We start from the raw sequence: 21,102 nt of genomic DNA on the forward strand, positions 1-21,102 counted from the left end.
GTGTGCGTAAATAGCGCAAGCACGGTTCTGAGAGGGGTGTGGTAACAATGGTAGAAGCAGGAAATCGGCCGTGTGATGGCCATCATGATCCTGATAAAGCTAGAGGAACCCATCTACTCGACCAAGTACAATATTGACTAAATTATCTATCTAGATTGATAAGCTAAGCTCTTGTTTTCTTCTAATCGCCTCCTCATTTTCATCCTTGTACGCCTCAATTCCAAGTGAACTGCGATTAGTCTATATAGCCAAAGGGTGGGCTATACAATAAAAGGGTTAATGTTGCATTTGACCCCTTATTTCTTATTCTTATTTGACCCCTTATTCTTAAAGTGAGCCCCCATCGTTCAGAAAAAACCATCTGAAATTAAATTGTATTTTCCGCTTTACCGGCAGAGCAACGGGCATTTTAGTTTCTTAAAAACGGTTAGCTTTCACATTGAAGATAGGGGCTTTTATCCGGTTGGAAAAGCACAAATCAGGTGAGTGGTTTATATAGCACCCAAGTGGCAGTTACCGCCGCTTAGTGGTATTTGTTTATCGCGTAAAGACTTTTATAACCACCGTCTATCCAATGAAAAGCCTTTTATTCATTAAGCATATCGCGCCTTTATTACAACACGTTATGGTGTTTTTAGGTCTAGCTTATTTATTCTATCCCCATAATAAATTCTAAAAAACCTTTGATACTATAAATCCTTAGTGCTATTGTTTTGTAGTGCTAATAATTTATAGTGTTAATTTTTAAGGAAAAGAAAACATGGATAATATCGCAGGCCCACCGGTAGAAGGAGACAACTTTTTTGGTCGTGAGGCGGTGGTTGACTATTTTCGAGATGAGCTAAAAAACAACGACATCCTGTTATTAGGGCCTCGACGCATCGGCAAAACCTCAGTGGCTCGGGCGGTGATGGTCGCGGTGCGCGAACAAGGCTGGCAAACGATTGAAATCAATGTCGCGTCCTGTCGTAATGAACATGATTTCCTTAAAAAACTTGAGCGCACCCTCAGCTCAGAAGTCAGTTCACTGCCAACAAAAATCAGAAACACCCTGGCTAAAAAACTTTCTGAAATAGGCGAACGAACTCAATCGGTAAAAGTCAGCGGTGTCGAAGTCTCACTAAATAAACAAGAGCCAGAAGAGTGGACCATTATTGCTTGTGATCTGCTGCAACTCATCGCACAAGTAAAAGGGCACTGGTTACTGTATATGGATGAGTTGCCTATTATGCTCTACAACATTATTCGTGATGATTCTCAACAGGGCATTCAGCGGGTACGCCGATTTCTTGACTGGTTTCGCAACGACGTGCGCGCCCTGCCCGGTGCCGACAAGGTGCGCTGGCTGGTGTCAGGCTCTGTCGGTCTTGACACCCTGGTGCAAGAACACGGTATGGCCGACACCATTAACAGTTTGTCTCATGAGGGGCTGGAGCCATTCAGTGAACAGGTTGCTTCCGATATGCTGAGCAAGTTGGCCGATAGAGACGGCATCAATCTTTCAGATGACGATAAACAAGCCATGATTGCGGCGGTGCAATGGCCGCAACCCTACTACCTGCAAATTGTTTTCAACCACCTGCGCGCATTGATATTGGCCGACACCACCAACAGCAGTCTCTCCACTCTCATTCAGCAGGCCCTGAATAAAATGATTCAACCGGGGGCGGATAACGATTTTCATCACTGGGAAGGCCGGCTCAGTCAACAGCTCAGTCGCACCGATGCCGATCATGCACGGGTACTGCTCAACCATGCGGCACATGACGCGGCAGGTGCGCGTGCTGAAATGTTGCTGAACACGCTACAAGAACGTATGAGCAATCACACTACTGAGGAAGCCAAACGCACTTTTGTTCGGCTGCGCGATATTTTATTGCGTGATGCCTATTGGCAAATCAACGCAACGACAGAAGAGAGGCGTTACCAGTTTCGCCTTGAGCCGCTACGGCGCTGGTGGCTAAGGAGGAATGCACTGTGAGCAGCGCGGGCTATCATCACTACAATCCAGACTGGCTGACTGATGACGCACTGGTTGCCAATTTTGTTGCGCGCATGGATGAGTTTGCTTTTTTGCGTCAGGAGCTTGCGCGCGCCCCCCTTCAAGGTAACGTGCAACACTATTTATTGGTGGGGCTGCGTGGCTCAGGAAAAACCACGCTGCTTAAACGGCTGGCGGTGGCCATTCGTCGTGATGCCGAGCTGCAAGATCACCTGATTGCGCTCTCTTTTCCAGAAGAGCTTTACCAAGTTAAAAATCTGGCGGATTTCTGGTGGGTCTGCTGCGAAGCACTGGCCGATGAACTTGACCACTTAAAACAGAACCAACAAGCGGATCAGCTCCTTGATAATATTGAACAAGCACAGGCGAACAAACCCGCCGCTGATGCCGGCCTGCAACTGCTGCAAACAACCTGCGCCGCACTACAGCGCCGCCCAATACTGCTGGTCGATAATCTTGATCTGGTCTTTCAGCGCATCGGCAAAACCGGCCGCAAAGTCAAAGACCCCCATGCAAGCGCCTATTGGGAGCTGCGTGAAGCACTCTCGACCGCTCACGCACCGATGGTCATTGGGGGTTCGGTGCGGCTCTCCGAACCCTTTACTGATTACGACAAAGCCTTTTACGATTTTTTCATGCCAAAACGTTTGGGAAAACTGTCGCTAGAGGAGGTGAAAAAAGTACTGAATCACCTTGCCGAGACACAAAATGCGCCCGACATAAAACAGCGCCTGCAAGCACGTCCGGCACGGATAGCGGCACTCTTTGAGCTAACCGGTGGCAATCTGCGTGCTTTGGGGCTGATTTTTGAGTTGTTACGTCAAGGGCCCAACAGTCGCGCCGTCGAAGATTTTGAGCGACTGATGGATAGCACCACACCCTACTACAAAGCCCGCTTTGAAGATCTGCCAGAGCAAGCGCAAGTGGTGATGCACGCCTTGGCAGTACGCCCGCTTCCGGCCATGCGCTTTGGCCACACCGCTGCAGAAACTGCCGGCCATGTGGGCCTGGCCACAAGCAGTGTATCCGCACAAATGGAGATCTTGATACGTGAAGGGTTGGTCGAAAAAACCGCCGCCCACGGGCGCACACAATATCGCATCGCCGAGCAGTTGTTCCGCCTCTGGCTACAGATGCGCAGTACCCGCCGGGTACGTCAAAATGTACTCGGGTTGACTGAGTTTTTTGAAGCGCTGTTTGATCAAGAGGAGATTCAAGCGCAGATGGACAATGCCGACTACGCCAGCGCACTGAGTGAAGGTAAGTTTCATTTTGCAATTGCTGGCACCCACCAGGCTGCGTCATTACGCCAGGGGTTGGAAGCCAGGGGTGCCGACTGCATACTGCAACACCTGGATGAACAGGGCGGCAAACTCACTGACTACTTTGCACCCGGTGACCTGCACGAAGCATTAGAGAAAGCCATCCAACTAAGTGAACAGCTGCAACAGTGCGGCGGTGGCGGTTTAAACGCTCAACAACAAGCGGCCTTGCTCGGTTCGTTGCGCTTGAGCCTTGAGCAAAAGCAAGCCAGTGTTAAGGCGCTCTGCCAAAAAGACACAGCACAACAAGAGGTGGCGAGATTACAGCCGCTGCTCAAAGCAGAACGACAACAGCTGTTACGTGATGGGCTTAAGGAGCGCGATTTAGAGATCCTCTTTCGCAAGCGGGCGCAAGGCTTGTTGCCCCTGCCCGGATTAACACCACACGATATCGAAACCGCAAAACCAGTCGTCAGCAATCAACCTGAATTTAAGGCGATGGTGTGGCGTTTGCTGGGCGCACGGGAGTATATTAATTTTGCCAACGATCAAACAGCCCAGGAGTGGCTGGCATGGGGATTAGAACATGCCAGCACCGCCAGCTCGACAGAGTGGGCCAACGTAGCGGGAGCCATGCGCCGTTCACAGCGTTATCAGCCCGCACAACAAACACTGGAACAAGCCTTTGCACGGGGCAACGCTTCACGCGCCTGGCATGAGCGAGCGGCTTTTTTAGTCATGACAAATGGTAATCTCGCTGAAGCGGAAGTGGCTTTCCGTAAAGCGATAGAACTTGATCCGGCCGATGCGCTGCCGTGGGTTGGTTTAGCTAACCTGCTGGGTGATAAACTCAACCGTCACGATGAGGCTGAGGTGGCCTACCGCAAAGCGATAGAACTTAACCCGGCTAATGCGTGGCCGTGGTATGGTTTAGCCAATCTGTTAACCGAAAAACTCAACCGTTACGACGAGGCAGAAGCGGTCTTTCGCAAAGCGATAGAACTTGATCCGGCCTTTGCACATCCGTGGAATAATTTAGCTGTCCTGCTAACCAAAAAACTCAATCGCCATGACGAGGCTGAAGCGGCCTACCGCAAAGCGATAGAACTTGATCCGACCCTTGCGCTGCCGTGGAATAATTTAGCTAACCTGCTAACCGAAAAACTCAACCGTCACGACGAGGCAGAAGTGGCCTATCGCAAAGCGATAGAACTTGATCCGGCCTTTGCACATCCGTGGAGTAATTTAGCTATCCTGCTAACCAAAAAACTCAATCGTCACGACGAGGCAGAAGCGGCCTATCGCAAAGCGATAGAACTTGATCCGGCCTTTGCATATCCGTGGAATAATTTAGCTAACCTGCTAACCGAAAAACTCAATCGCCACGATGAGGCAGAAGCGGCCTACCGCAAAGCGATAGAACTTGATCCGACCTTGGCGCTGCCGATGTTTAACCTGGGCCGACTCCTTGACAAGCAACATCGCCTCGACGAGGCCTCCGTTGCGTTTGACCAGTGGGCAGCTCTCGATGCAGATCCCCACCCTTGGCACAAACAACAGCGCGCAAACTTACAGATCCGACTTTGCCGTGAAGCGATACAACAAGCAGTGCAGAGCATGAATCTCCCCGCCCTGCAAAACGCACTCACTCGTTTGCTGGATGAGTCCGTCGATGTTGCCACCTCATTGGTCAGTAAGGCATTTGTAGAAGAGCTGCTTGCACCGCTGTTAAGTAACAAACCGCATGCAGAGGCTGTTTTAGATGCGATGCATCATGCGGGTTATAAAAAACATGCCCGGCCAATGTTGCTTGCATTTGAGGCGGCTCTGCATGGTCGTGAAGCGATGTTGAGCGAGCTGGAGCCAGAGATTCAAACGGCGACAAAACGCATGTTTAAGCGCTTGACTACTCACGTAGGCTAAGCCTTTTTTGTGGTGCCGTTATCGGCTTCAAATCCGGTTATCTGTTCGCGGGGTAGACGTTGTTTGATGCGTTTTTCAATGATTTTGAAGTGGTGGTATTCGTCATGGCTGATGAGTGAGATGGCTAAGCCAGACTCTCCAGCGCGGCCTGTGCGGCCGATGCGGTGGATGTAGTCGTTGGGTGAGCGGGGTAGTTCGAAGTTGATGATGCAGGGGAGTCGTTCGATGTCGATGCCGCGTGCGGCAACATCGGTGGCAATCAGTACTTTTATGCTGCCTTGTTTGAATCCTTGCAGTGCTTTGATGCGGGCGCTTTGGCTCTGGTCTCCGTGGAAAATGGCGGCGTTGATGTTGGCTTTTTTTAATTTTACAAGTAGCCGGTTACAGCTCTTTTTTGCGCTGCAAAAAACTAACAGTTGGGGCCATTTTTCATGGTTAATTAAATGGATTAGCAGGCTGTTTTTCTTTTCGCGGTTAACGGTAATGACACGCTGTTGGAGCTGCTCTTTCGGGTGCTGGCTGCTGTCATTTATTTCAAGCGGATCATGGAGTAGTTGCTTGATGAGCGGGCGCAGTGACTCGGGCAGGGTGGCTGAGAACAGCATGTTTTGCCGTTTGTGAGGCACGATTTTAAGGATGTTGTTGAGCTCTTCCTGGAAGCCAAGGCTAAGCAGTTTGTCCGCTTCATCCAGCACCAGGATGTTGAGGGTGTTGAGGTTGATGGCGTTGGATGAGATGAGATCCAGCAGGCGGCCCGGGGTTGCTACCAGAATGTCTGCGCCCCCCCGAAGTGTCATCATTTGCGGGTTGATTTTTACGCCGCCATAGACGCTGACAACTTTTGGTGGCAAGCGACAATCCTGAGCATATTGCTGGATTGAGTGGCTGATCTGTAGTGCCAGCTCGCGGGTGGGCACCAGTATCAGGCGGCTGACAGGGTTGCCGCGTGCTGCGGCGCGGCGCGGCTGGTTGAGGTAGTGTTGCAATAGTGGTAACGCAAAGGCGGCGGTTTTGCCAGATCCGGTTTTTGCGCTGGCAAGTAGGTCACGCCCAGAGAGTGCCGCGCTTATCGCGCTGCTCTGTATGGGGGTGGCTTGCGAGTAACCGCACTTTTTTAGGCTACTAAGCAGCGTGCTATCCAGCTCGAGGGTGTTAAAACTTGCGCCGCTGGGTTGATTTGTCATGGTGTGGGTGGCCAGGTGCTGATGAAGTGGCTTGCTTTATACCATGGCGCTGCTGGGGGGCGCCACACTGGTTTGCTTCATGGTGACGATTCAAGGTAAAATGCGCGTGAATTCAAAGAATTTCCATGCCCGCGACCATTCGCGGGTTTATTTTATGTAAAATCTGAGATCTCTACGCCTAACTTGTGCGAGGGTCTTAGTCAGTTAGCTGGGAGAATTTTAATGGCTGTCGAACGTACTATCTCTATTATCAAGCCGGATGCTGTTGCTAAGAATGTCATTGGTGATATCTACAACCGCTTTGAAAAGGCTGGCTTGAAGGTGATTGCGGCACAAATGAAGCAGTTAAGCCGTGAGGATGCTGAGGGTTTTTATTCGGTTCATAAGGAACGCCCCTTTTTCAATGACTTGGTGAGCTTCATGATTTCAGGGCCAGTGATGGTTCAGGTGCTGGAAGGCGAGGATGCGATTGCGGTTAATCGTGAGTTGATGGGTGCGACGAATCCTGCTGAAGCTGAGGCGGGTACTATTCGTGCAGATCATGCGGTCTCTATTGATGAAAATGCGGTGCATGGCTCAGATGCGCCTGAGACGGCAGCCATTGAGATTAACTATTTTTTCCCTGATGGCGTATGTGCTCGCACCCGCTAAGCTGAGGTAGCTTTTTCGATGTCTACAGAGGCTGTCGGTAAAATTAATTTGCTCGACCTCGATCGAAAAGGAATGGAGGCCTTTTTCGCCAGTATGGGTGAAAAGGCCTTTCGTGCTTCACAGCTGATGCAATGGATTCACCAGCGTGGTATCACCGATTTCGATGAGATGAGCAACCTGAGCAAGGTGATGCGCGAACGCCTGAAAGAGATGGCGGTGGTGCATGTTCCTGAAACAGTGATTGAGCAGGACTCGCAAGATGGTACGCGTAAATGGTTGCTGCGCCTGGATAGTGGTAACTCTATTGAGATGGTGTATATCCCCGAGGATGATCGAGGCACGCTCTGTATTTCGTCTCAGGTAGGCTGTGCACTGGCGTGTAGTTTCTGTTCTACTGCACAACAAGGATTTAATCGTAATCTCTCGACAGCAGAGATTATTGGCCAGCTTTTTTTGGCAAAAAAGACGCTGGAACAAGATATGAGCGATACCACCCAACGGGTGGTGACGAATGTGGTTATGATGGGTATGGGTGAGCCGCTGCTTAACTTCGATAACGTGGTTAAGGCGATGAGCCTGATGATGGATGATTTCGGTTATGGATTGTCAAAGCGGCGGGTGACATTGAGCACCGCCGGTGTAGTGCCCGCCATGGATCGCCTTAAAGAGGCGTGCGATGTGGCGCTGGCAGTCTCACTGCATGCCACCACCGATGCGCTGCGTGACGAGCTGGTACCGATTAACAAGAAGTATCCGATTAGCGAGTTAATGGCGGCTTGTCGCCGTTATCTGGATCGTGATGGGCGGCGTAAAATAACTTTTGAGTATGTAATGCTTAAAGGGATTAATGACCAGCCAGAACACGCCAGACAGCTGATAAAACTGATGAAGGATGTGCCCGGTAAGGTTAACTTGATCCCTTTTAATCCGTTTCCGGGTTCAAACTATGTCTGTTCGAGCCGTAACGCCATCTTTCGTTTTCGGGATCTTCTACAGCAGGGTGGGGTGATTACCATGACCCGCAAAACCCGCGGTGAAGATATTGATGCGGCGTGTGGGCAGTTAGCAGGCAAAGTGATCGACAAGACGCAACGCACACAGCGCAAAACCATTCCCATTAGAGGTATCGCAAAGTGAAATTAGGCTTATTAGCTGTACTGGTTGTTACCTTGCTGGCGACGGGGTGCTCCTCCAATAGTAAGCGCTTGGAACATGAGTCCTCCCATCGGCTGGCTGAAACCCAAGTTCGATTGGGGATGGGCTATATGCAGAAGGGTGACTTGGATATTGCGCTGGGTAAATTAAAAAGTGCGGTGGCAACCGCTGATGATTATGCGCCGGCCCATAACGCCATTGCGATTCTCTATATTCAATTGGGACAAATAGATAAGGCGGATGATCATTATAAGAAAGCGCTGAAAGTCGCTGCGGATGATAGTGGTGTCGTGCATAACAATTACGGCGCGTTTTTGTGTAATCAACAGCGTTATGATGAGGCCTACCACCACTTTATTAAGGCGGCAAAACAGCCGCTTTATAAAACGCCGGCTCTGGCATATGAGAACGCGGGTTTATGTGCGATGCGCGCAAAAAATTTGCAGCAAGCAGAGGACTCATTTCGCAAGGCGTTGGGAATGAATGCCAAATTGACGGTTTCCCTGCTTAGCATGGCAAGGTTGGCACTGGATAATCAGCGCTATCTTCAAGGGCGCGCTTATATTCAGCGCTATGAAGAGGTGGCTTCGCATAATCCATCTACCTTGTGGCTGGCGATAAAGATTGAACAGGGTTTGAACAGCGAGAGTCGCGTTAAACACTATAAGGATATATTGAAAAATCGTTTTCCGGACTCAGAACAGACAGGTCAGCTCACTGAATAGAAGGTAGTGCAGAATGACAAGTGAACCGGTTGATACCACAGAGCAACAAGAGGCGACTCCCCGTGTTGGCGAGCAGCTGAAATCGGCTCGTATCGCTCAGGGAAAAGAGTTGCAGGCAGTGGCAGAGGCACTGCACCTTGATCTGGCCACCATTTTGGCGCTAGAGGCGGATGATCAACACCACTTGCCTGCGGCTATTTTTGTTCAGGGTTACATACAGAACTATGCGCGTTTGTTGGGGTTGCCCGCAGAACCGCTGTTAACACTTTACAAACAACACGCTCCGAATACACCTGAGCTGGTAGTGGGTGGCTCCAAGGAGAGGCCGAAGCCGGTAATAAGGATGAATGAGGTGATGCACTTTACCCCGCATCGTTCGGCAGGTCGCTGGCTGGTGCGGGTGTTTGCGGTTTTGTTGGTGTTGTTATTGGCAGGGGTGGTTTGGTGGCTGTGGCCGCAACTCTTCTCAGCATCGGTTGAGTCGGAGGCTGAGACTACGGTTGTGTTTGCGCCGATAGGCGGCTCACCGGCCACTATTCGCACTACCGTGACAGAAACCGCTGAAGTAATGATCACTCCCGATGTTGTCATGCCAGATGAGCCGCCGGAGGTGGTTGAAGAGCCTGCAGTGTCTGCTCCTTCAATAGTGCCTGAGCCGCCACCGTTAGCGGTGCAGTCGCTGGACCGACTAATCATCAGCAGTGAACAGGAGTCCTGGATTGAGGTGGTTGATGCGGAGCAGCAGCGTGTAATCTATCGACTGTTTCTTACCGGTCATTCACACCAAGCGGAGGGTAAGGCTCCCTTTAAAGTGCTGTTGGGCTACGCGCCGGGTGTTGAGTTGAGTATTAATGGCCAATTGTTTGACATTACACCTTATATTATGAGTGATAATAGCGCTCGTTTTAGTGCCGAATAGCACTGAGAGTGCGCGATAGGAAAAGAGTAGATGTTGCCAACTTATACTGTTAAACGTCGCAAATCCCGCCAAATTATGGTGGGCAATGTCGCGGTGGGTGGCGATGCACCCATTTCGGTACAGTCGATGACCAACACCAAAACCCACGATGTGGTGGCGACGGTGGCGCAGATCAGAGCGCTGGAAGCGGTGGGGGCGGATATTGTGCGTGTTTCGGTGCCTGACATGGAGTCTGCCGAGGCTTTTGGGCTGATCCGCCAGCAGGTCAACGTGCCGCTGGTGGCTGATATTCACTTTGACTATAAAATAGCCCTGCGAGTGGCCGAGCTGGGGGTGGATTGTCTGCGTATTAACCCGGGTAATATTGGCCGTGATGATCGGGTGCGTGCGGTGGTGGAGTCAGCGCGGGACAAGAATATTCCGATTCGCATCGGTGTTAATGCGGGCTCTTTGGAGAAGGAGTTGCAAAAAAAATACCCGGAGCCGTGTGCCGAGGCGATGGTGGAGTCGGCCCTGCGTCATGTGGATATACTCGATAGACTCGATTTTCAGAACTATAAGGTGAGCCTTAAAGCGTCGGATGTTTTTATGACAGTGGATGCCTATCGCCGTCTCGCCACGCAAATTGAGCAGCCGCTGCATTTGGGTATTACTGAGGCGGGCGGTTTTCGCTCGGGTGCGGTGAAGTCTGCTGTAGGTTTAGGGATGTTGCTGGCAGAAGGTATTGGTGACACCATTCGTGTCTCGCTGGCGGCAGATCCTGTTCAAGAGATTAAGGTGGGTTTTGATATTTTAAAAAGCCTGCACCTGCGCCAAAAAGGGATCAACTTTATCGCCTGCCCCTCTTGCTCGCGACAGAACTTTGATGTGATCTCAACCGTCAACGCACTGGAAGAGCGCCTTGAAGATATTTTGACACCGCTGAATGTGGCGATTATCGGCTGTGTTGTCAATGGGCCGGGTGAAGCAAAAGAGGTGCACGTTGGCCTGACCGGTGGAACCCCGAATCTGCTCTACATCAATGGCACACCAGACCATAAGCTGGGTAATGAAGGGCTGGTGGATAAGATTGAAGCGGTGGTACGAGCAGAAATTGCCAAGCAGGAGGATCAACAGGTCACTCCGGCACCTAAAGTGATTCCGCTGGTCAGTATTTAGTATTTATAAAGCAGGCGCGTTCACGCGCCATTGAATTCAGTAAAGGAAATAATCTTGGCAAAGAAAATCCAGTCGATTCGCGGCATGAATGACTTGCTGCCAGCGCAGAGCAGTGACTGGCAATATATTGAAAACCACTTGCGCCAAGTGGTAGCGGCTTATGGCTATAATGAAATCCGTATGCCGATTGTTGAGATGACTGAGCTGTTTAAACGCTCAATTGGCGAGGTGACCGACATTGTTGAAAAGGAAATGTATACCTTCGAGGACCGCAATGGCGACAGCTTAACCCTGCGCCCAGAAGGAACCGCAAGCTGTGTGCGCGCAGCGATGCAACACGGCCTGCTCTACAATCAAACTCAGCGCTTGTGGTATATGGGGCCAATGTTTCGCCATGAGCGCCCACAGCGTGGTCGTTATCGCCAATTTCACCAAATTGGCGTTGAGGCTTTCGGTTTTGATGGGCCTGATGTGGATGCTGAGCTAATTTTTATGTCAGCACGTTTCCTTAAGCGCCTTGGGTTGAGTGAGCATGTCACCTTGCAGCTTAACTCGCTAGGTAGCCGCGAGACCCGCGTGGCTTACCGTGAGATTCTAGTGGCTTATCTGAATGAGCATCGTGAACAGCTCGATGAAGATAGCCTACGGCGTTTAGAGAGTAATCCATTGCGGATTTTGGATAGTAAAAACCCGAAAATGCAGGGGATAATTCAAGCGGCACCCAAGCTGGTAGAGCACCTGGATGAGGCGTCGAGGCTACATTTCGAGAAGCTCTGTGCCACGTTGGAGAGTGCGGGTATAAAATATCAGATTAATCCGTGCCTGGTGCGCGGCCTCGACTATTACGCCAAGACGGTTTTTGAGTGGGTGACCGATAAACTGGGCGCACAAGGTACGGTTTGTGCGGGTGGTCGTTTTGATGGCCTCGTGGAACAGTTGGGTGGTAGGCCGACACCTGCCTGCGGGTTTGCAGCAGGTATAGAGCGATTGGTTGAGTTGCTGAAAGAGGTGTCGGGCGAACGGGGCGGGCATACCGTTGACCTCTACCTATTGATGGCGGGAGAGAAAGCTGAATCGGCGGGTATGGCGTTGGCTGAATTGTTGCGTGATCGGTTCCCGGCACTTCGCTTGATCGCCAACTGTGGCGGTGGCAGTTTCAAAGCGCAGATGAAACGTGCAGATAAGAGCGGCGCTTCGATTGCGTTGATCTTAGGTGATGATGAGGTTGAACTCGGTGTGGTGACACTCAAATACCTGCGTCTTGAAAAAGCGCAACAACAGGTTGAAGTCGAGGCTTTACCTGCATTGATAGATGATATTATAAAGACTAAATAGTTAAGTATTCGGAGAGAGTTAAGTGGCATACGATGCAATGGAACAGGAACAGGTCGACTCCCTTAAACAGTTTTGGGATAAAAATGGTAAGTCGCTGGTTGTCGGTATTGTGGTGGGTTTAGCGCTCTTTTTTGGCTACCAGAGTTGGACGGCAAATAAGGGTGCGGCTGCAGAGGCGGCCTCTATGGAGTATATGGGCATGATGGAGGCGCTCTCCACCAACGAGTTAGGCGCTGCGGCTGAATATGGTAGCCGTGTGATGGGTAGTTATGCCGATACCGCCTATGCACCGCTCACGGCATTAGTGATGGCGCGCATAAAACTGGAACAGGGTGACGCGGTTACGGCACGTGCACATCTTAATTGGGCGATCAACCACAGTGATATGCCGGAAGTTCAAAATATAGCGCGCATTCGCTTGGCTGACATATTGTTGAGTGAGGGATTAGCTGATCAGGCACTGGCGATGCTGGACAATGTTAAGGCTGCTTATGTGGCGAGTCAGCGTGATGAAGTGCGCGGTGATATTTATGTCTCATTAAAACAGATCGACAAAGCACAAAAAGCCTATAAAGATGCACTGGCGGCACTGGCTCCCGAGGGTGATCAGCGTGCTCACTTGTTGCAAATAAAGTTGGATGATATTACAGGTCTATAGTCTTTTGAAATCGCTAAAATATCTACTTTATCTGCTGCTGATGCTAGCTACGGTGCCGCCGCTTCTGGCTGCCGAAAAATCGCCGGAAACACGGCAACAAGAGGCGCTCGCCGAGCGGGATAACCTGCTCGCTACCGAGCCTCTCTGGTCCAAACGCATCTCAGTGAGCCTGGGTAAACGATTTGTTAAATTACAATCGGTGCAAGCGGATGGCCTTCTTTACAGTGCGGATTGGCGCGGGGTTATCTATGCCATTGACATGGTGAGCGGTGATACCGTCTGGCGACATGAGGTGGGTACTATTGTGAGTGGCGGCCTGTCACTCGATTCGGGTCTGCTGCTGTTAGGCACCTCTGAGGGTGAGTTGATAGCACTGCAGCCGGCAGATGGTGCTGAAGTGTGGCGCAGCCAGCTCTCAAGTGAAATACTCTCCGCCCCCCTTGTGGCTGATGGATATGTGGTGGCTCACAGTAATGATGGTTATGTCTATGGGTTGTCAGCCCAAAATGGTGAGCAGTTGTGGGCCTATCAATACAAAGTACCTGCACTGACACTGCGTGGTACCAGTGTACCCATCTATGCCATGGGGCTGGTGCTGGTAGGGCTTGGGAATGGCAAGGTGGTGGCGCTTGACTTACAGAGTGGCGTGGTTCGATGGTTGCAGACGGTGGCGGTTCCACGGGGTCGTTCAGAGTTGCAGCGCATGGTTGATATTGATGCAACGCCGGTCAGGGTAGGTCGTGTGATTTATGTGGTCAGTTACCAAGGGCGGGTGGCCGCGCTGGATATTGGCAGTGGTCGCGTGGTCTGGATTCGTGAGTTCTCCTCCTATAGTGGCATGGCAGCCGATAGTGAAAACCTCTATCTGAGTGATTCTGAAGGTAAGGTCAGTGCGATTAATCAGGCGACAGGTGCGACCCTGTGGACCCAGGGGAAGCTGAGTGGGCTTAAATTGACGCAGCCGCTCATCAGCAAGGGTGTGTTAATTGTGGCTGCTGATGATGGTTACCTCTACTGGTTGGCGACAGCCAGTGGAGAGTACCTTTCACGCACTGCGGTGAAAGAGCTTGCAGCCCGATTACAGGGGCTGGAGTGGGATCTGTGGGATGATTATGATCACTCCGCACTTCCCGATTTTTATGATGAAGATATTGGTATCAATGTGGCACCGCAGCAACTGAGTGATGGCTCGCTGCTGGTGCTGGATAACCTGGGTTATTTGACCCGTTTCAGACACTAATTGAGTTTATAGCCTTATGCTACCTGTTGTTGCCCTAGTTGGTCGCCCAAACGTAGGAAAATCTACGCTGTTTAATTGCCTGACCAATAGTCGGGATGCACTGGTAGCGGATCAACCCGGGTTGACCCGAGACCGAAACTACGGCTATGGAAAAGTGGGTCCCAGCCCTTATATTGTGGTCGATACCGGTGGTTTGACGGGGGATAAGGATGGTATCGAAACTGAAATGGCCGAGCAGTCCATGGCGGCCATTGAAGAGGCTGATATTATCTTTTTTCTGGTGGATGCCCGTGCGGGTTTGACACCGAGCGATAAAAGCATTGCCCGTCATCTTCGCATCACCGAAAAGCCCATTTATATCGTGGTCAATAAGGTCGATGGTCTTGATCATCATGTGGCGCTGAGCGACTTTTTCTCTCTAGGTTTTAGCGAGCATTTTGCTATTGCCGCTTCCCATCGTCGGGGGGTGCGCTCGATGATGGACAAGGTGATGCCTGAAACCCAGGAAGAGGCCTCTGAGAGCGTAGATAGCGGTATTAGCATTGCCATCGTCGGTCGACCCAATGTGGGCAAATCGACGCTGGTTAACCGTATTTTGGGTGAAGAGCGGGTGGTGGTTTTCGATATGCCGGGAACCACCCGCGATGCGATTAAAATCCCGTTTGAACGCCACGGAAAAAAATACACCTTAATTGATACAGCGGGCATCCGCCGCAAAAAGAAAGTCTCCGAAATGGTGGAGAAGTTCAGTATTATCAAAACACTGCAAGCCATTGAGGAGTGTCAGGTTGCACTGTTGGTGATCGACGCTCACTCTGGAGTGACCGACCAGGATGCTAATTTGCTGGGTAATATTATCGACAGTGGTCGTGCGATTGTGATTGCGGTCAATAAGTGGGATGGCATCTCCCATGATGCCCGCGAAAAGATTAAAGCTGATCTGGAGCGTAAACTGACGTTTATTAATTATGCTAAATTTCACTTTATCTCTGCGCTGCATGGCAGTGGCGTGGGGGAACTCTATAAATCGGTAGAAAAAGCCTACGCCTCAGCACTGACCGATCTCTCAACGCCGCGCCTCACTCGATTGCTGGAGCAGGCAGTGCAAGCACACCAGCCCCCCGTGGTGCGCGCACATCGTATTAAGTTGCGCTATGCACACCAAGGGGGCAAAAACCCGCCCATTATCGTGATTCACGGTAACCAGACAAGCGCTATTCCCGCTGCCTATAAACGCTATCTGGCCAATTTTTTCCGTAAGGCGACCAAAATTGAAGGTACGCCGATTCGTCTGGAGTTCAAATCGACCAGCAACCCTTTTAAACCAACCAAAAAGAAAACCTTAACTAAGCGCCAAACTGACAAGATAGAAGCAGAGAAAAAGAAACGTGAGCGCCAGAAGCTTTTTCCAAAGAGAAGTAAGTAAGGTCGCAACTATTCAGCGTGTTTATATTTTTCCGAAAACAACGAAGCGTTGAGGTGAAAGATAAATACGCTGACTCGTTACTCTTTTCTTCGCCATCGCCAGGGTGGTGTCGGGTTGCTGTTTTGCCAAAGCCCCCGTTTCTGTTGTCGGGCTCTCTTTTCCCGATTGATGAGCGACTTGTCGGAGTTATAACGTCTAAACACCCACGCATACCCCTGCTCAACGAGAAGCTTCGCTACACTTTTTTGCTGTAGTGTCACATTCGCGATGGTGCGTTGATAGCGGTCTTGCTCTAGCGGCTCGATGGTGACGCTTTGATTGGTCAGTAGCTGTTCAAGATAATGTTTGGCCTCCCGGCCAAAGGGTTGACCTTTTTCAGGTGCATCAATACCAAAAACCCGTATTTGATGTGATCCGCTTTCAGTTGAGATAACAATTGAGTCACCATCCCACACATGGATTACCTTGGCCTGGTAAGGCTCTGCCCAGACGGCCTGGTTAATGCAAGCGATGTTGAAAATGGCGATGGCGATGAGATAACGCATCATCTAATGGTAGGTGAATTAGAGCGAGCTTCAATGTGGCAGGCACAAAAAAACCGCGCACCTTTCAGTTTGCGGTTTTCATGGATGAAATAGTCACTATTTCATCTGAGTAAGTGGCGGAGCGGACGGGACTCGAACCCGCGACCCCCGGCGTGACAGGCCGGTATTCTAACCAACTGAACTACCGCTCCACTAGGTCTTTATCATCATCTTGGGCTTGTTAGCCGCGAGTTGATGGAGCGCATTATGGCGAAGTAGGTTGATGATTACAAGTGTTTTTTTAATCTCTTTTGGGCGAGACTATTTTCTGGGCTTTAAATGTTATTGTGCTGTTAAAATTAGCGATTTAGGCAGCTGATTTTTAATCTAGATAAGAGCGGTAAAGGCGGGCTGGCTGGTGGCTTTTTAGTCCAGCCAGAAGTAGAAGTTTGTATTGTCGTGGTCGGTTTACTTCTGTTTGGCGGTTGGCTGACTTATAATTGCTCTTTAATTTTCCAGTTGCACATCATGAAGCCAGATGCCATTTACGCCACACCGCTCGATGAGATCGTTGATTTTAAATTTGACGACAAGGTCGCCTCGGTATTTCCCGATATGATCAAGCGCTCAGTGCCGGGTTACAGTACGGTGATTGCGACAACGGGTGTGTTGGCTAAGCGATATTTTAGTGCCAATAGCCACCTCTATGATTTGGGGTGCTCCCTCGGCGCGGCTACCTTAACCATGCGTAAGGCGCTGCAGGGGCAGCGCGGGAAGATTATTGCAGTGGATAACTCAGCGGCAATGATCGAGCGCGCCAAGGTGCTGCTTGCACAGGATCCGGCTGATTTTCCGGTGGAGTTTCGGCAGGCCGATATCTCGCGGCTTGAGATTGAAAATGCATCGATGGTGGTACTCAACTATACCTTGCAATTTATCCAGCCGGAGCAGCGACAGGGGCTGATTGATAATATCTATCAAGGGCTTCGGCCTGGGGGTATTTTGGTTTTATCGGAAAAAATAGCCTTTGAAGATGCCCATAAACAGCCACTCTTTACTGACCTGCACCATAGCTTTAAAAAAACCAATGGTTATAGTGACCTGGAGATAAGCCAGAAGCGTCAGGCGATTGATAACGTACTTATTCCCGAAACAATTCCTCAGCATCGAGCGCGCTTGATGCAGACCGGTTTTTCAAGTGCGGATGTCTGGTTTCAATGCTTTAACTTCGCCTCGTTGCTGGCCGTTAAATGATCGATTATCAACATTTTTTTGCCTCGATAGAAGAGGGCGATCTGGCACCTTGGTATCATAGCTTGCCGGCTCTGTTTGAGAAGGGGTTGTCTGCTACGCGACATGGTGACCTGCCGCGCTGGCAGGCGGTACTGGACTCGCTGCCAGATATTAAAAGTGAAGATCTGGATATTAAAACCACAGTGCGTATCGGCAGGCCGGATGAGATCAGTGATCAGCAGTCGAGTGAGCTTGCGCTTAAATTGCAACAATTTCACCCTTGGCGGAAAGGGCCATTCACACTGTTTGGTGTTGATTTAGACACCGAGTGGCGCTCAGACTGGAAATGGCAGCGGCTGGTTAACCACATCTCTCCATTGGCGGGTCGTCGAGTACTTGATGTGGGGTGTGGAAGCGGTTATCACTGCTGGCGTATGGCGGGCGAAGGGGCTGAGCAGGTTATTGGCATTGACCCCAGCCCGCTGTTTGTGATGCAGTTTCGGGTCATAAAACAACTGATGGCAGTGCCACCGAAGGTGGATGTGCTGCCCCTTCGGCTGGAGGAGCTGCCGGAGTTGCTTCCGGTGTTTGATACCGTTTTTTCAATGGGAGTACTCTACCATCGCCGCTCACCCCTTGACCATTTGAAAGAGTTGCGCCGCTGCCTTAAGCCAGGAGGGGAGCTGGTGCTTGAGACTTTGGTTGTTGAGGGTGAGCTGGGTGAGGTGCTAATGCCTGAAGGGCGATATGCCAAAATGGGTAATGTGTGGTTTATTCCCTCGCCCGCGACCTTGGCACTCTGGCTTCGCCGTATTGGTTTTAAAGAGATTAGAGTGGTTGATTTGAATCAAACGTCAGTGCATGAGCAGCGTACTACTGAGTGGATGAGGTTTGAGTCGCTGGTCGATTTCCTTGATCCAAATGATCATAATTTGACGATTGAGGGCTACCCTGCGCCAAAAAGAGTGGTGATAGTGGCGCGAAACCCATAACCCCTAATCCCCAGATAGAAACACGCATGCTGCACAAGCGCTTGATTCCACAGCAAAACAAAAAATAGCTGCCGAACCTGCGGGTGCGACTAATATTTTTAGTTTCACTGTGAAACCAAACGTTTACACATCATTTCGCGCTTCTACCTAGGGATTAGGGATAACAGATTGTTCTGTGTTGGTGCGAAGGGTCATCGTCTGTGGTTGGCTAGCGAAGGTGTGTTACGAACCCGGAATAACGATCTCTACCCGGTTGCCGCTGAGCAGGCCGCTGCTAATCTTCATTTTTCCTCCATAGGCTGAGCAGATATCATTCACAATCGCCAGACCTATGCCGTGGCCATTGACACGTTCATCCACACGGATACCCCGCTGTAGCACTTGCTCTACCTTCTCTTCCGGAATGCCGGGGCCATCATCCTCTATTGAGATGCTGAGTCCAGGTCGAGTTGATGCTGAGTTGATGTTTCGAATCGAGACAATGACCTGCTTTTCGCACCACTTATAAGCGTTGTCAGCCAGGTTGCCAGTGATCTCCATTAAATCATCACGGTCACCATAAAAAACCACATCTGAGCTAATCTGAGTGCGTAAATGAACCTGCTTGTCGCGGTAGACTTTATCCAGGCTGCTGAGGATCTTTGTGAGCAGTGGCTCCACTTTAATCGCTGCCGCAAAAGCACTTCGCCCAGCGGTTGTCGCACGCTGTAGTTGATATTCAATGATTTGTGACATGCGCTCAACCTGATTGTTGACGGCTTTCTGCAGTGCCGGGTCGGTGGAGTCACTTTCGGCACTGCTGCGAAGCAGGGCGAGCGGTGTTTTCAGGCTATGCGCAAGGTCACCCATGGCGGTGCGGTTGCGTTTAAGGTTTTCCTGATGGCTGTGGAGAAGGGTGTTTAAATCGTCAGTCAGACGGCGAATTTCCAGTGGATAATTACCTGCCAGTGCCGGTTTTTCGCCGGATTCAATCTGCTTCATCTCATCGGTTACCTGGCGTAGTGGTTGTAATCCCCAGCGCAAAATAGCCCCTTGTACCATGAGCAGTAAAAGCGCTACACCCGCCAGAGAACCCCATAGCCCTTTGCGAAAGGAGGCCACTTCAGCATGAAATGTTTCTGAGCTCTCTACTACAGTGAAGGTGTAGCCCTTGGGTATGGGGGTGGTCTCATCCCATGAGATGCCAAAGCTGTAGTAGAAGTATTCAAAGCCTTTGTCATCTTTCGTTGCCCCAAACTCCTGGGTGCCTCGACTTAAACCATACCTGAAGGGGATAACCAGGTCTCGTGCTGAATCGGAGGTCCATATTATCTGACCATCATTGAGGGTTATCTGGGCATAGAGGCCTGAGTTTGGAATGGCAAAGCGAACCTCTGGCAGCAGGCGTGGTTGTGCTAGTTTCCCCTGCTGGGAAAATTCAATCGCATTGATCATTTCATAAAAGTAGCCCAGCAGGCGGTTACGTTGCGCATCTTCCGCATTTGTTTGATAGAAGCGATCAAGCGTAACACCGGTAATGCCAAAAAAAAGTATAACAATGATGGTGGCGGCCCAGAGTAAGCGACTGGTGATGGAGGTCATTGTTTTATGAGCTCTTGGTTGATGCGGTAGCCGCGCCCGCGTAGGGTTTCGATCAGGTTTAGCCGGTTGCGCGGGTCGAGTTTTCTGCGTAATCGGCCAATGAATACCTCAATAACATTACTATCACGCTCAAAGTCCTGGTCGTAGATGTGTTCTGTCAGCTCTGTTTTGGAGATTACTTTTCCGGGGTTGAAGAGAAGGTACTCAAACACTTTATACTCAAAAGCGGTTAACTCAATCACCTTGTTGTTGTTTGTGACTTGTTGCGTTGTGGTGTTAATACAGAGCGATCCGATAGTGAAAATGGGGTTGGCGATGCCGGCTGAGCGTCTTAACAGCACCTTTACCCGAGCAATGAGTTCTTCGATATGAAAGGGCTTTACCATGTAATCATCAGCCCCCGCTTCCAGCCCCTCTACTTTATCTTGCCAGCGGCCACGTGCGGTGAGGACGAGAATAGGGAACTGTTTTTTATCCTCGCGCAGCTGTTCGATAACACTAATCCCTGATACCCCGGGAAGGCCCAGGTCAATAATTGCCAGGTCGATTTCATATTCGCGACCCCTGTACAGCCCCTCTCTGCCATCAGCCGCAAGGTCGACCACATAGCCTTCATCATGCAGGCGGCTGCCGAGTTGCTCTAGGAGAGCCTCTTCATCTTCGATAATTAGTATACGCATAAGGGGCTTACCCATTTAGTATCCGCTTATTCTACGACTTTTAACCCAAGATATAAACGTAAAAAGGGCTGCCGAAGCAGCCCTTTACAATCATCGAGTGGCGCGGTATTACTTACTTGTGAGTAAGAATAAAGTCAACCAGCTTGCCGATGTTCTCATCAGAGATGCGGGGCGAGTTAGGTGGCATCATTACTTTGCCATAAACACCCTTGCTGCCTTTCTGAACACTGTGGATCATGGTGTCACGATCACGGTCAGATGCGGCAATATCTTTGAAAGATGGGCCAACCATTTTACGGTCGATGCTGTGGCAAGTCAGGCAGCCGCTTTTCTTTGCCAGTGCTTCATCAGCAACCGCAACAGATGCAGTGCCTGCAGAAAGTACAACTGAGATCAGTGCAGCAGATAGAAGTTTCAATTTCATGGTATTCCCCTTTTCTGTATATCGTTATGT

Annotated in this window: 18 protein-coding genes and 1 tRNA gene; 13 read left to right on the forward strand and 6 right to left on the reverse strand. The window is 50.4% G+C overall.

Annotation, left to right across the window (positions count from 1 at the left end; genetic code table 11):
- Nucleotides 1-760 precede the first annotated feature (760 nt).
- Nucleotides 761-1,981: an ATP-binding protein gene (locus tag L3J94_10110; GenBank protein MCF6219085.1), complete on the forward strand. Its 1,221-nt coding sequence runs from the start codon at nt 761-763 to the stop codon at nt 1,979-1,981.
- Nucleotides 1,978-5,187 (forward strand): tetratricopeptide repeat protein, encoded by a 3,210-nt coding sequence (locus L3J94_10115; GenBank protein ID MCF6219086.1) that lies wholly within the window; start codon nt 1,978-1,980, stop codon nt 5,185-5,187. Before L3J94_10110 ends, L3J94_10115 begins: the two co-directional genes overlap by 4 nt.
- On the opposite strand, the gene L3J94_10120 is transcribed toward L3J94_10115, so the two are convergent.
- Nucleotides 5,184-6,371: a DEAD/DEAH box helicase gene (locus L3J94_10120; protein MCF6219087.1), complete on the reverse strand. Its 1,188-nt coding sequence runs from the start codon at nt 6,369-6,371 to the stop codon at nt 5,184-5,186. The two genes, L3J94_10115 and L3J94_10120, sit on opposite strands and share 4 nt — an antisense overlap.
- Nucleotides 6,372-6,593: 222 nt before the next feature.
- Here L3J94_10120 and ndk point away from each other — a divergent pair, with 222 nt between their 5' ends.
- From ndk to der, 9 genes are read left to right on the forward strand one after another with little or no spacing between them, the layout of a single operon-like run.
- Nucleotides 6,594-7,022, forward strand: a complete 429-nt coding sequence (ndk, locus tag L3J94_10125; protein MCF6219088.1) for a nucleoside-diphosphate kinase — start codon at nt 6,594-6,596, stop codon at nt 7,020-7,022.
- 18 nt (nt 7,023-7,040) lie between these two features.
- Nucleotides 7,041-8,159, forward strand: coding sequence for a 23S rRNA (adenine(2503)-C(2))-methyltransferase RlmN (gene rlmN, locus L3J94_10130; protein MCF6219089.1), 1,119 nt, complete (start codon nt 7,041-7,043; stop codon nt 8,157-8,159).
- Nucleotides 8,156-8,902, forward strand: a complete 747-nt coding sequence (gene pilW, locus L3J94_10135; protein MCF6219090.1) for a type IV pilus biogenesis/stability protein PilW — start codon at nt 8,156-8,158, stop codon at nt 8,900-8,902. The genes rlmN and pilW overlap by 4 nt, the downstream gene beginning before the upstream one ends.
- Before the next feature lie 13 nt (nt 8,903-8,915).
- Nucleotides 8,916-9,821, forward strand: a complete 906-nt coding sequence (locus tag L3J94_10140) for a DUF4115 domain-containing protein (GenBank protein MCF6219091.1) — start codon at nt 8,916-8,918, stop codon at nt 9,819-9,821.
- Between the two features lie 30 nt (nt 9,822-9,851).
- Entirely contained in the window at nt 9,852-10,979 is a 1,128-nt protein-coding gene (ispG, locus tag L3J94_10145) for a flavodoxin-dependent (E)-4-hydroxy-3-methylbut-2-enyl-diphosphate synthase (protein ID MCF6219092.1), read from the forward strand.
- A gap of 54 nt (nt 10,980-11,033) precedes the next feature.
- Entirely contained in the window at nt 11,034-12,314 is a 1,281-nt protein-coding gene (hisS, locus tag L3J94_10150; protein MCF6219093.1) for a histidine--tRNA ligase, read from the forward strand.
- A 22-nt stretch (nt 12,315-12,336) separates the two neighbouring features.
- Nucleotides 12,337-12,972, forward strand: a complete 636-nt coding sequence (locus L3J94_10155) for a tetratricopeptide repeat protein (protein ID MCF6219094.1) — start codon at nt 12,337-12,339, stop codon at nt 12,970-12,972.
- A gap of 4 nt (nt 12,973-12,976) precedes the next feature.
- The gene (gene bamB / locus L3J94_10160; GenBank protein MCF6219095.1) at nt 12,977-14,212 is read left to right on the forward strand and encodes an outer membrane protein assembly factor BamB; all 1,236 of its coding nucleotides are present in this window, start codon (nt 12,977-12,979) and stop codon (nt 14,210-14,212) included.
- A gap of 16 nt (nt 14,213-14,228) precedes the next feature.
- Nucleotides 14,229-15,638 (forward strand): ribosome biogenesis GTPase Der, encoded by a 1,410-nt coding sequence (der, locus tag L3J94_10165; GenBank protein MCF6219096.1) that lies wholly within the window; start codon nt 14,229-14,231, stop codon nt 15,636-15,638.
- Nucleotides 15,639-15,715: 77 nt separating this feature from the next.
- Here der and L3J94_10170 read toward each other — a convergent pair whose 3' ends face one another.
- Entirely contained in the window at nt 15,716-16,186 is a 471-nt protein-coding gene (locus L3J94_10170) for a thermonuclease family protein (GenBank protein MCF6219097.1), read from the reverse strand.
- A gap of 111 nt (nt 16,187-16,297) precedes the next feature.
- Nucleotides 16,298-16,374 (reverse strand) — tRNA-Asp (locus tag L3J94_10175).
- Nucleotides 16,375-16,690: 316 nt separating this feature from the next.
- Here L3J94_10175 and cmoA point away from each other — a divergent pair.
- Both cmoA and cmoB read left to right on the forward strand, forming a co-directional pair.
- Complete coding sequence (cmoA, locus tag L3J94_10180) at nt 16,691-17,416, forward strand: carboxy-S-adenosyl-L-methionine synthase CmoA (protein ID MCF6219098.1); 726 nt, start codon at nt 16,691-16,693, stop codon at nt 17,414-17,416.
- Nucleotides 17,413-18,387, forward strand: coding sequence for a tRNA 5-methoxyuridine(34)/uridine 5-oxyacetic acid(34) synthase CmoB (cmoB, locus tag L3J94_10185; GenBank protein MCF6219099.1), 975 nt, complete (start codon nt 17,413-17,415; stop codon nt 18,385-18,387). Before cmoA ends, cmoB begins: the two co-directional genes overlap by 4 nt.
- 222 nt (nt 18,388-18,609) lie before the next feature.
- On the opposite strand, the gene L3J94_10190 is transcribed toward cmoB, so the two are convergent.
- The 3 genes from L3J94_10190 to L3J94_10200 form a co-directional block, all read right to left on the reverse strand.
- Nucleotides 18,610-19,968, reverse strand: coding sequence for an ATP-binding protein (locus L3J94_10190; protein ID MCF6219100.1), 1,359 nt, complete (start codon nt 19,966-19,968; stop codon nt 18,610-18,612).
- Nucleotides 19,965-20,648 carry a response regulator transcription factor gene (locus L3J94_10195; protein ID MCF6219101.1) on the reverse strand — a complete coding sequence of 228 codons (684 nt, stop codon included), beginning with the start codon at nt 20,646-20,648 and terminating at the stop codon, nt 19,965-19,967. The genes L3J94_10190 and L3J94_10195 overlap by 4 nt, the downstream gene beginning before the upstream one ends.
- Before the next feature lie 112 nt (nt 20,649-20,760).
- On the reverse strand, nt 20,761-21,072 hold the full coding sequence (locus tag L3J94_10200; protein MCF6219102.1) for a c-type cytochrome: 312 nt from the start codon (nt 21,070-21,072) through the stop codon (nt 20,761-20,763).
- Between the last annotated feature and the right edge of the window lie 30 nt (nt 21,073-21,102).

The organism is Gammaproteobacteria bacterium (genome assembly GCA_021647245.1).
Lineage (GTDB): Bacteria > Pseudomonadota > Gammaproteobacteria > RBG-16-57-12 > RBG-16-57-12 > JAFLJP01.